Consider the following 10,002-nt stretch of genomic DNA (forward strand, 5'->3'; position numbering starts at 1 on the left):
AACGTGAAGGCGGCGGTCAGGCGGTCTGCGGTAAGACCGTAGAGATAGCCGTAGAGAAGGGTTTTCCCCCTCATGGTCTGCCGCGGGGTGAACTCCGTGTGACACCAGATATACCTGGTATCGATCCATTTTGAAGAATGCGGCCAGTTTTCGATATCGGGATAAAACAGATCGAAAACCGGTCCAGGATCGTTGCCCATCATACCGCTCCCCCATGACTCCGTGTTCAGGTACGGCGTGTGTCCGGGGTGAAGTCCGGGACTCCCGTCGTCACGGCCGCTCGTGTAGATGCTGACAAAACTGCGTTTGCCGTCGAGCGGCGTGGTTGCCGTGGTCATCTGGATAAGGTTGAGAGGATTCCGGCCCAGCCCCCAATCGGCTTCCATGATCAACGCGTCGAGAAAAATCTCCTTTTCCGCCTGATTGTCGGTAACGGCGTGGGCGATGGCGGTTCGCGGCATATCCTGATTCGTCTGCCACCAGGCCTGGTTTCCCGATTTCTCCGCGTCTTCATCGGCATAACCCCGGCGGGAGGGGCGGGAGTCAACCATACCGGCTTCCACACTTTTCGCCCGGGCGATAACGGCGGACTTCATGTTGTTCCAGAGATCGGGATAATGGACGGGCTGCTGCGTTTTCAGGTAGGCGGCCACTCCCCAGATTTGATTGTATGAGTCTTGTTTCCAGATAACGGATGAGGGACCGGTGACCACACTCAAATCGTTAACGATATCTTCGTATGCCGTATCGCCGGTTAAATTATACAGGTAGGCGGCGGCCATCATTTTAAAGTCCCTGCCCCTGATACCGGCGCTTTCTTCATCCAGCATCTGGTCGCTCAAACCGCCGGCATACGTAAATGCCTCTATGGCGGCGTCTTCATATATGTTTCTCAGGCTGTCAAGACCGGCAATCCGGAAACAATAGGCGAGTATCGCACTGTTCAAAGCATTTGCCCAGGCGGCAACCGCGGTATTGCCCGCCTGGTACAGGATATTATCGTCGTTCGGATTGGTGAGGCCGTGGGAATACCCGCCGTTATAACGAAGATGCAGCCAGAAATCCACTTCGTTTCTGGCCTCATCCAGTATGTCGGGGACTCCATTGCCGCTTTCAGCGATATTAAGGTCATCGTCACCGATGGCGCCCTCGCTGAGAATATAGGCGAGACAGAGATCGTAGATGTTCGCGACATGCATCAGATGCCGGTCCCAGTCAAAAGCGTCGCTGTGACCGCCTGTCGCGTCGGGGTTCGCGGGATTGCCCGAAAGGGTATAAGAAGCCCAGTCATTTGGTTTGTCCCACTGATCGCCGCTTGAAAAAGAATCCCATTCGGGATGATAGGGATGCATGCTCGTGACATATACCTTACAATCGGGAGGGGACACGTTCGGAATGTACAAGGGGGTCCTCGGCTTCGGTTTGCCGGAAGGATAGTCTTCCTGGCCTATCCTCATATAGAAATATCCCTGTACCGATACTTTAAAAGGGTCGTGATAAACACCGTTGTCGATCTGAAAATCCTCACTGCATCCGACTCCTTCGACTGCAAGCCGATAGGTTCCCGGTTCATTGAACCCGGTAACGTCGATTGCCCAGACGTCGCCCCCCGTCATATTCCAGTGAGTTTCTTTTTTACCCTGCATCCAGAAAGAGACCGATCCGACGGTCCGCGATTCGCCCGTTCCAACGTTATAGATATAAACGTCGTTCCCGATAAAATCCGTATAATCCCTGTAGCCGCCGTCGCCTATAAAATGATAAAGGTCCGCTGATTTCACGCCTGGACCGGTAATATATCCGACAAGATTCACATGAACGGCTTCCGAAGGGCACCGAAAGATATCGAAGGTAATACTCCGTGAAGCGGTATCGCAATTAATGTTACCCGGAACCTCGATCATATACGTGTCGCCCTGCCGCATGGAGGAAGGAAGACTCAGGTATATGAAATGTTCGTATGTGTATTGCCAATTCCAGTCGCCGCTCCCCCACTCGTCCTCATCCATACCGTTGACCTTTGTTTTTCTGTATACCGCAACCGGCGACGCGCCGGACGTTCCGTACGCGGGGTCGTCGGCGGATGTTATCACCCAGTTCCCGGTGACGGCGGCGTTTTTCGTATCGAGTGCCGCACCGTAAGTAACTGTATATGAACCGCCAGAGCCGTCTGTTGAACCCCCGTCTTCATCGAACAGGACATCGCCGTCCTTGAAATGAAGCATCAGGTAATCCTTGTCCACCACCCTGACATCCGCGAGGTCGGTCGCCCGTGCCGTCTCCTGTATACCCGCGCCGAGAACAAACACCATAATTAATAATGTAAAAAACCTTTTTACGTTCATTTTTTTCTCCTTTTTTATAGAAAGATTCAACTTTTTATTTTTAATCACCCTTATAAAAGCAGCCGGTAAAAATAACGGAATTTCAGCTAATGTCACCTATTTTATCATACATATTGCAAAAAGTAAACTAAATATACGGGAGACCGTGAAAAGAGCCTAAAGGGGACGGAGGTTAAAAAATGGATTGATAATTGATTATAAATCTTGAGTAGACATTTGCCGCAGACAAAGGAAAATGTATGAAGATAGAGAAATAGCATTAAAAAAAGATGTCCCTTTCAGGAATTTATTTCCGGCATACATATGAACAATTCTTTAATAACCTTTATATTAAAATCGTTGACATTGAACAATATTCAGTGTAGCATTCTATGTAGTTGAAGGTGACACCTTACCGTACAACATATTAAATGAAGCAGAAAGTACAACAGACCGGGTAAAAGATTTCCAAATTTTGTTTCTTATAGCTGCATAAAGCTGAGAGGGATATATAAATATTATTTGGATAGAGAATAAAGGATGGCTAAAAGAATTATTACATCGATATGTTTGATTTTTTGTATTGGAATATCATGTACGGGGCTTGATATCAGTCATTCCTTTGTCATTAAAAAAGACGGATTATATCTGCTTAATGAGAACTTTGAACTTGCATTATTGTATCCGGGATCAACGTATTATTGTAAAAGATTCGATTCTATTTTATTTTTCAACCTAAAATTAGGCGGCGGGAGTATTCTTTATGATCTTCAAACCGGTTTTACCACAAAAACAACTGCAAGCCATATCGTCAGTGTCAAATATATTTCCGGTTCTTCTATCAGCATATTATATGAATACGATATCATCGGAAAATCGGAAGAAGCAATTTCGATCGTGGAAATAGAAAAAAACAGTAATCCTGAATTGATTTTAGATAAAAATATCGACGGTCAATACATTGATTATTTTTTCCTGGGAGATGCGTACAGAACAGATGATGTGATTTCCGGGGAGTATTCCGGGAATGGAGATGATATTTATATCCTGGAAATGTATGATACGTTCATTAAATTCGATTTATCCAAAATAGAGAAAAAATATGACTATTCAAATATTGAAATTTATTACATTGAAGACAAGAATTTTTTCTTTATATCGGCAGATAATTACGGCCGCCTTGAATAAACAGTGGCTGCCTGAACCGAACCTCAAGGTCTAAGTCATCTACAAGTCTCCGGCACCATGGATAGGAACATTTTCCTGGTATAACAACTCCACTATTTTAAAAAGTGCGGGTTTTGATTCCGTCTGTATTTTTTTATCTCCTAAATAAAAAATCAAAGCAGCATGCACTTTTAAGGCGTTATACAATGTACGAAAAAATTATGCAAGGAGCGTCACATGGTAGAATCCGATTCGCATGAATTCCATTTTATCATCACGGATATAATGAAAGAGAAGCTGCAAGCCCTGAAGTTGTTCGGTTCAAGGCGTTCGTTATCCGGTGTCATTGTCTGGATATTGTCCTGCATCGATCCTTTGATGATAAAGGAACACAAATGGGGAAAACAACGAATGAGTCGGTATCAAGCGGTCTCAAATGATCCCGATGAAAACCGTGAACATGTTCATGTCTATTTTTCCGAGAATATGTACCGTAAGATCAAGTTGCTGCATTCGGATTTGAATTGTTATAGTATCGCGCAGTTGGTGAGGGGGTTGTTGGAGTTGTTTTTGGCGATGGTGGAGAGATATGGGAATAAAGTCATAGATGAGTTTGAGAAAAGATTTAAGCAATGGAATATTGAGGAGAGGAGATTACAGCAGACTCCTCGAAGGAATTTACGACAATTGTTTACAATAATGCAGCATCTACCGGGTGGAGATAGATTGATTTCTCTCTATACGAATCATTATTCGCCATTTTGGATACTTCGGCTTTAAAACACATAGACAAACCGCAGCTCGCTTTCAACATATAGACACCCCGGAGAAATCAAACGGAATAACTGTTCCTGAGAAATCGGATGCAACCATACAGATAAACACCGGAGCCGATGGATTCTTGAATCTCTCCTTATTGTACGGCAGCGTGCCATATGCTATGATATCGGGGATGAAAGCCTTTGCGTTCACCTTGTTGATGTTCTTTTCCCTCACCACCCTCGGGGCGGAGGTGTTGTCCCTTCCCCCCGACACCTATAGGCAGCCTTTTATCGAAAACCGGGCGTTTTCTTTCGTTTATAGCTGGTTCGATATAAGGCAGCACGCGCCCTCCGGCCGGGACCTGGCGCCCGCATGGATCATGGATACGGGTTCCATCTTCACGTTCTATTCATGGAAGGACATGGCGACGGAGGGCATGGTCCGCCATATTTTTCTCAACAGGCTCGATCCCGATTCCTACTGGATCGTCTGGCCGCTTGCCATTTATACCGATTTACGTCTTTCCTTTGTCTACAGGATACGGGAACTGATATGCAGGATATCCTTTCACCATGACTGCAAGCATGACATCGAACGGAATTTCGGAAGGGATGCGATTCATGAAGCCGTCAACCTTCAATTCACGCACCCACCCGTCACCCTTGACTGGCCGGACAATACCACCTCCAGCCTGTTGCATGGTGAAATTAACTCGAGGATTCACTTTTCTCCGCTTTTTCAGAACCGGGACATACGGGAGCCGGATATTTTCTGCATCACCTTGCGGGGGGAGACCGATCCGGTCGTCATCGATGAGGTATTCGCCGTCTTTCTGCAAGTGGAGCTCGACCTGCTCTTCCGTGATCCGAAATCCGATGTCAGGGTTGCTTCCGGTTTCGCCGTCGACTGGAGTATCAGGGCCGGTGTACGCCTGTTCGGGCGGGAAAAGGGGCTTTCCCTGTATACGAACCTGGAATCATTGAGCGACGACTGGTTGACGAACGAACCTGAGGAAGCGGTGCTGTTTTCATTCGGATTGCTGTTTTATATATAAAGCGTCGGTATAACGCCCGGAGAAATTTTCCTTCAATATTGCTTTTTCGTTCGTTATATGGTAGGATAGGTAAAAACACAAAAGGAAATGCAACGTGGCCAAAAAAAGTATATACGCTTTTCTTCTGTATCTTGTCGTTCTTTTTCTGCTGTTTCCGGCCTCCCTGTGGCCGAAATCGGTGTATATCCCGCAGAAATTCTCCACGTCGCCGTGGAACGAGTGGTCGCCGGATAACAAATACGAATCGGCGAACTTTGTCGTGTTCTGGGGCGCGAAAGTCGGTCCGAATCCGCAGTCGTATCCGGATTCCTCCCTGCGGTTCGATCCGGCCGCCATCTGCAACTACCTCGAACTCAGTTTCACCAAATACGTGTCCGAACTCGGCTTCGTCTCAAATACCGGAAACCTCGGAACCTATAAAATCATCGTGGTCATGAACGAAACATACAACGGTTCGGGCGGCCCGACCGGATGGGCCTTTGGCGGGCATTATGACGATGTCATCGGCGCGATATGGATACATCCGAACGCGACAAGGGACGCGTATGTACTCGCCCACGAAGTGGTTCATTCGCTTCAGTACCAGAACAGGATCCAGCAGAACACGGCGGGCGGATTCGTGAATTACGAGCCCGCGGGCTGGTTCTGGGAAGCGCACGCGAACTATATGCGATGCCTCCAGTACCCGGAAACGGCATCCGAGGATATGCCGAGATGGCTCGCGACCCGATCCTTTCACCTGAGCTCCACGCGCCACCATTACAGCGCCTTCAGGTGGCTTATGAACATACAGGCGAATTACGGCGGCGTCAATCAGGTGAACGCGCTGTGGAAAGAGTCCTTAGCCAATGAAACACCGATTACCGCACTCGCTCGGCTTAAAGGATGGAACCAATCGCAACTCAACGATTTCATGTACGACACGGCAAAGCGCGAGGTCGCGTTCGATTACCCGTCCCAGGGATTCGGATCGCGGATGGCCGATCTCGTCGATTCATATAGAACAGGCACATCGAACAACCACTACCTGTGGCGTTACTATACGATACTCTCTCAAACAGACTCTTCTTCCGAACGATATATCGTTCCCGACTTCGCCGCGCCGCAGGACTACGGATTCAATATCATCCCGCTGTACCCAACCTGCCCGAACAGGATCGTTCACGTGAAATTCAAGGGACATACCGAGGTGAACGCGACCGCGGGATGGCGGTGGGGATTCGTCGCCGTGAAACATAACGGTACGGACGTCACCTACGGCATACCATCGGCGTCCGATGAAGGAGAGGCGGTCTACGAAATAGCCCCGGACGACGAGTCGCTTTACCTCGTGGTGATGGGCGCACCGACATCCCGGACCGATTACGTATGGGAACCTGGCTGGCCGAAAATCAAGCGCTACCCCTATGAACTCAGGATAGAAAACGCCATTCCTGAAGGATACCAGAGCGATTTCAGGTCCGATATTAAAACACTCTACCCGGGCAGGGCCCATTCGAACGGCGGGGGCTGGGTCGCGAATACCGCTTCAGTCGCCGCATCCGTCTACGTGGGACCGAAGGCGGTGGTCCTGGGTTCCTCGAACCTTAGCGGAAGCGTGAGGGTGGACGGCACGGCACGCATCGAAAATACATCCGCGAACTCGAATGTCGTTTTCGACGGAAACGTGAACGTCCGGGGAGGCACGTATTCGGATACGGCTCATATCACGGACGCGGCGATTCTCAACAACTGTACCGTATCGGGAAACACGATCATAAAAGGGAACGCGATGGAATGGGACGAGACATTCGGCGGGAACAATGTTGTTGTGGGCGGGGACGCTGAAATCGAAAGCTGTTCCACCGCGGGCGTGTACCTCCAGTGTCCGCACTCGAACAACGGAAGGTCGGAATGCGACGGCAGGGGGGTCGGCGATTCGAGCAATGCCGACGTCAACGCAAGCTATTCGGTGTTCCCCGATTCCGTGATGGCATGGACACCGATCGGCTGCAATGATGCGACCCCGACGGGAACGTCGGCCGCGCCGGGCGACGTTAACTCATCCGGAACGATCGACATCGTAGACGCGTTACTGACCGCCCAGTATTACGTGGGTCTCCCCGTATCGAACTTCAATACCGCTGCGGCGGACGTTACAGGGAACGGCACAATCGACATCGTGGACGCATTGCGGATCGCCCAGTGTTACGTAGGACTTATCACCTGCGATTTTTGACTATCGCGGATAACGGGACGGATTTTCCGGTGTTTTCTTTACCCGATAAATTCGTCGATCTTTATTTCTTTTATCACATCATATTCTGTTTTAATATATGAATTCGAAAGTATTTTGCATTTTTTCAATGCGAGAGCCTTTACATATTTCAATCGAGCAGCGAGGCGGCATCTTTTCCCCCGACAGCCAATGGCGCGATAAAAATACATATATGATCGATCAAACCTTTTCTCATAAGACAGGTATTGAGTGTCCCCCCGGATTGAATAGTCAACCGATCGATTCCATAGGTGAGTTTGAGTTTACAAAACAAATCCTCAAAATCGATATCCCCGTTATAACCGATCATGTCAAGATTTCCATATCTGTCTTTTATCGCATATCCCGGATGCTCCGGATTATTCGTGACGATCAATAGCCGTCCCACCCATTTTAATATAAAAACCAACCCGTTACGATTCAGATGCGGTTTCCTGTCGATAATGATAAAAGTCAGGTCTTTATCGTTTTCCGGTTCCCATCTGCGTTCATTTATGCCGATTTTCTCCATCACTCTGCCCGTGTTCAATGAAGCCCTGGCTATTGTCATTTCATGTTTATAGTATTGATGCAGCCCTTCTTTCACCCCGGCGATCCGTTTCAAATCCCTGTCCGGGTCGAGAGTTTCCCGCCAATATATTCCGGTAGTTATTTCCTTTTTGTCTGTTAAGACAGGTTTACCCATATTGGGTATACTTGATAGCAAATTAATTTTCTCAGCAAGGCTTTTGTCTTTTTTTTCCTTATAAAAACGTTTACAATTTTTATCCCTTTTTCCTGTTTTGCAGCAGGCGCTATCGAACATAATTTTTGCTATCATATCGAAGTCCAGTTATTTTTCCGCTTTTTCCATAGCATCGACGAAAAAATTGACAGCGTCCTGCATAGTTAAAATTACCGTACTTCTATATAATTCTCCCATAATAATTTTTATTACTTTTTCATCTATTCCATTTATTCGTAAATTATTTTCAAATGTCTTGTTGTGTGGCATACATCATTTTTCCTTAAAAGGCATCCAGATATTATAATTACAGCCAATGGATAAAATTCTTCTTTTTTTATCCCGGTTTCCGACGAAATTTGCTGTTACCATTAAAATATTCCGGTAATATAATATAATAAATTATTCATAAAAGCAACGCCTAAAATTTAGCGAATCCCCGGGTCGAAGGCGAAGTGCATATTCAAAGACAGGTTTATTTCTTTTTTAACGGTTGAAAAAGCTTTTTTCCTATAATCGGTAACCAGAATTCAATTTTATTATTATGGTATACTTCCATTTCCGGACCAAAATCATGTTCATATTTTGACGTTGGTAGCCATTCTTTAAAAGCGTACATCTCACAATCAAAAAGGGCATTAATTTCAGTGCAATTTTTTGAAAAAACTGCCCATTTAAATGATGCAACGTTATATATCTCGAGATCCTTCATACCATCACATTTACATGGATATTCAACAGATATAAAAAAATAAAAATTTCTGTTATCAGGATCTTTCTCCGTACATGAAAGCCCTATGTGTGTACCATTTGTTATCGGACATCCATGAATTTCCCTAATCTGATTCAATTTTTTTATCAGACCGCTTTCATGACTCTTTTTCCAAAATTCCGAAAATTGTTCCAGTTTCGTAATATACATTTTTCTGCCAATTATCGAGAAATTATTTTTTTGTTCGATCCTGACATTAACCATCTTTAACTCCCAATAAAGAATTACTCCTAGCGTACAAGCGTTTTGAACATATTATCCGCCGTACTGCCGGGAATCACTCTTTTTGTATTGCCGAGAAAACATGATATGATGAGTACAAATAACTCTATGAATATTGTTACATACATTTCCACAGACTGCCGTAATAATTATTTTATGCACAATATTTTTTCCATACTGATTTACGGGATAATGTTACATGATTTTTTTCAAGGCTGTCAAGCAGGTGTAAATGCAGCGATCATTATATTTTTCAATTGAAGCAGTGCAACACCAATGATCATAATTTCTAAACAGGATAGACTTATTATAAAATAGCAGCTACAATGACGGCAGGAATGAAAATACGAAAAAAATCCTGTAAAATCTGCAGAAAAAACCTGAATGAAAATTGGCTTGGTTTTCATGCAGAAAATTTTGAAACGATTAAGTGTTTTTTCTCTGCCTACGGCCGTCTGGACGGGGACTGGATAGCTGTTTCAAAGAAAGTCGTACAATGCCGGTCCTGCGGTGGTATATACCTCGCCACATTTTTTGAAGAAAAAGACATAACGGGTGATTTTGACTCCTTTAATCTAGATTCAATTACAAAGGATCAATTGGAGGAACTATTGAAAAATCCTCCGAAAGCCGAGGATATCCCCGGTTTTATAGAAAATAAAAAGTAAGTGCGGATTTGAAAATAAATAGAGCACACCCGCTCAATACCGGGATTACCGC

At 45.8% G+C, this 10,002-nt stretch carries 9 protein-coding genes; 5 read left to right on the forward strand and 4 right to left on the reverse strand.

The window, feature by feature from the left end:
- On the reverse strand, nucleotides 1-2,345 hold a 2,345-nt coding region (locus JW881_16390; protein MBN1699100.1), incomplete at its 3' end, for a hypothetical protein.
- 876 nt (nucleotides 2,346-3,221) lie between these two features.
- Between JW881_16390 and JW881_16395 the strand changes: the two genes are divergently transcribed.
- The 4 genes from JW881_16395 (at nucleotide 3,222) to JW881_16410 (ending at nucleotide 7,525) form a co-directional block, all read left to right on the forward strand.
- On the forward strand, nucleotides 3,222-3,512 hold the full coding sequence (locus tag JW881_16395; protein MBN1699101.1) for a hypothetical protein: 291 nt from the start codon (nucleotides 3,222-3,224) through the stop codon (nucleotides 3,510-3,512).
- A gap of 216 nt (nucleotides 3,513-3,728) precedes the next feature.
- Nucleotides 3,729-4,271 carry a hypothetical protein gene (locus tag JW881_16400; protein MBN1699102.1) on the forward strand — a complete coding sequence of 181 codons (543 nt, stop codon included), beginning with the start codon at nucleotides 3,729-3,731 and terminating at the stop codon, nucleotides 4,269-4,271.
- A 172-nt stretch (nucleotides 4,272-4,443) separates the two neighbouring features.
- Entirely contained in the window at nucleotides 4,444-5,307 is an 864-nt protein-coding gene (locus tag JW881_16405; protein ID MBN1699103.1) for a hypothetical protein, read from the forward strand.
- Nucleotides 5,308-5,401: 94 nt separating this feature from the next.
- Nucleotides 5,402-7,525: a hypothetical protein gene (locus JW881_16410; protein ID MBN1699104.1), complete on the forward strand. Its 2,124-nt coding sequence runs from the start codon at nucleotides 5,402-5,404 to the stop codon at nucleotides 7,523-7,525.
- 148 nt (nucleotides 7,526-7,673) lie between these two features.
- Here JW881_16410 and JW881_16415 read toward each other — a convergent pair whose 3' ends face one another.
- The 3 genes from JW881_16415 to JW881_16425 all read right to left on the reverse strand — a co-directional run bounded on the left by JW881_16415 (nucleotide 7,674) and on the right by JW881_16425 (nucleotide 9,264).
- Nucleotides 7,674-8,249, reverse strand: a complete 576-nt coding sequence (locus tag JW881_16415; protein MBN1699105.1) for a dihydrofolate reductase family protein — start codon at nucleotides 8,247-8,249, stop codon at nucleotides 7,674-7,676.
- A gap of 147 nt (nucleotides 8,250-8,396) precedes the next feature.
- Nucleotides 8,397-8,558 (reverse strand): hypothetical protein, encoded by a 162-nt coding sequence (locus JW881_16420; GenBank protein ID MBN1699106.1) that lies wholly within the window; start codon nucleotides 8,556-8,558, stop codon nucleotides 8,397-8,399.
- A 205-nt stretch (nucleotides 8,559-8,763) separates the two neighbouring features.
- Complete coding sequence (locus JW881_16425; protein MBN1699107.1) at nucleotides 8,764-9,264, reverse strand: effector binding domain-containing protein; 501 nt, start codon at nucleotides 9,262-9,264, stop codon at nucleotides 8,764-8,766.
- Nucleotides 9,265-9,620: 356 nt separating this feature from the next.
- Here JW881_16425 and JW881_16430 point away from each other — a divergent pair, with 356 nt between their 5' ends.
- Nucleotides 9,621-9,950, forward strand: coding sequence for a hypothetical protein (locus JW881_16430; GenBank protein ID MBN1699108.1), 330 nt, complete (start codon nucleotides 9,621-9,623; stop codon nucleotides 9,948-9,950).
- The last annotated feature ends 52 nt before the right edge of the window (nucleotides 9,951-10,002 follow it).

This window comes from Spirochaetales bacterium (assembly GCA_016930085.1).
Taxonomy (GTDB): Bacteria; Spirochaetota; Spirochaetia; order SZUA-6; family JAFGRV01; genus JAFGHO01.

Excerpts from the sequence above, each read along its gene's own strand:
- JW881_16400 (MBN1699102.1), top strand. The coding sequence starts at position 3,729 with ATGGTAGAATCCGATTCGCATGAATTCCATTTTATCATCACGGATATA.
- JW881_16405 (MBN1699103.1), top strand. The coding sequence starts at position 4,444 with ATGAAAGCCTTTGCGTTCACCTTGTTGATGTTCTTTTCCCTCACCACC.
- JW881_16415 (MBN1699105.1), bottom strand. The coding sequence starts at position 8,249 with ATGGGTAAACCTGTCTTAACAGACAAAAAGGAAATAACTACCGGAATA.
- JW881_16420 (MBN1699106.1), bottom strand. The coding sequence starts at position 8,558 with ATGCCACACAACAAGACATTTGAAAATAATTTACGAATAAATGGAATA.
- JW881_16425 (MBN1699107.1), bottom strand. The coding sequence starts at position 9,264 with ATGGTTAATGTCAGGATCGAACAAAAAAATAATTTCTCGATAATTGGC.
- JW881_16430 (MBN1699108.1), top strand. The coding sequence starts at position 9,621 with ATGAAAATACGAAAAAAATCCTGTAAAATCTGCAGAAAAAACCTGAAT.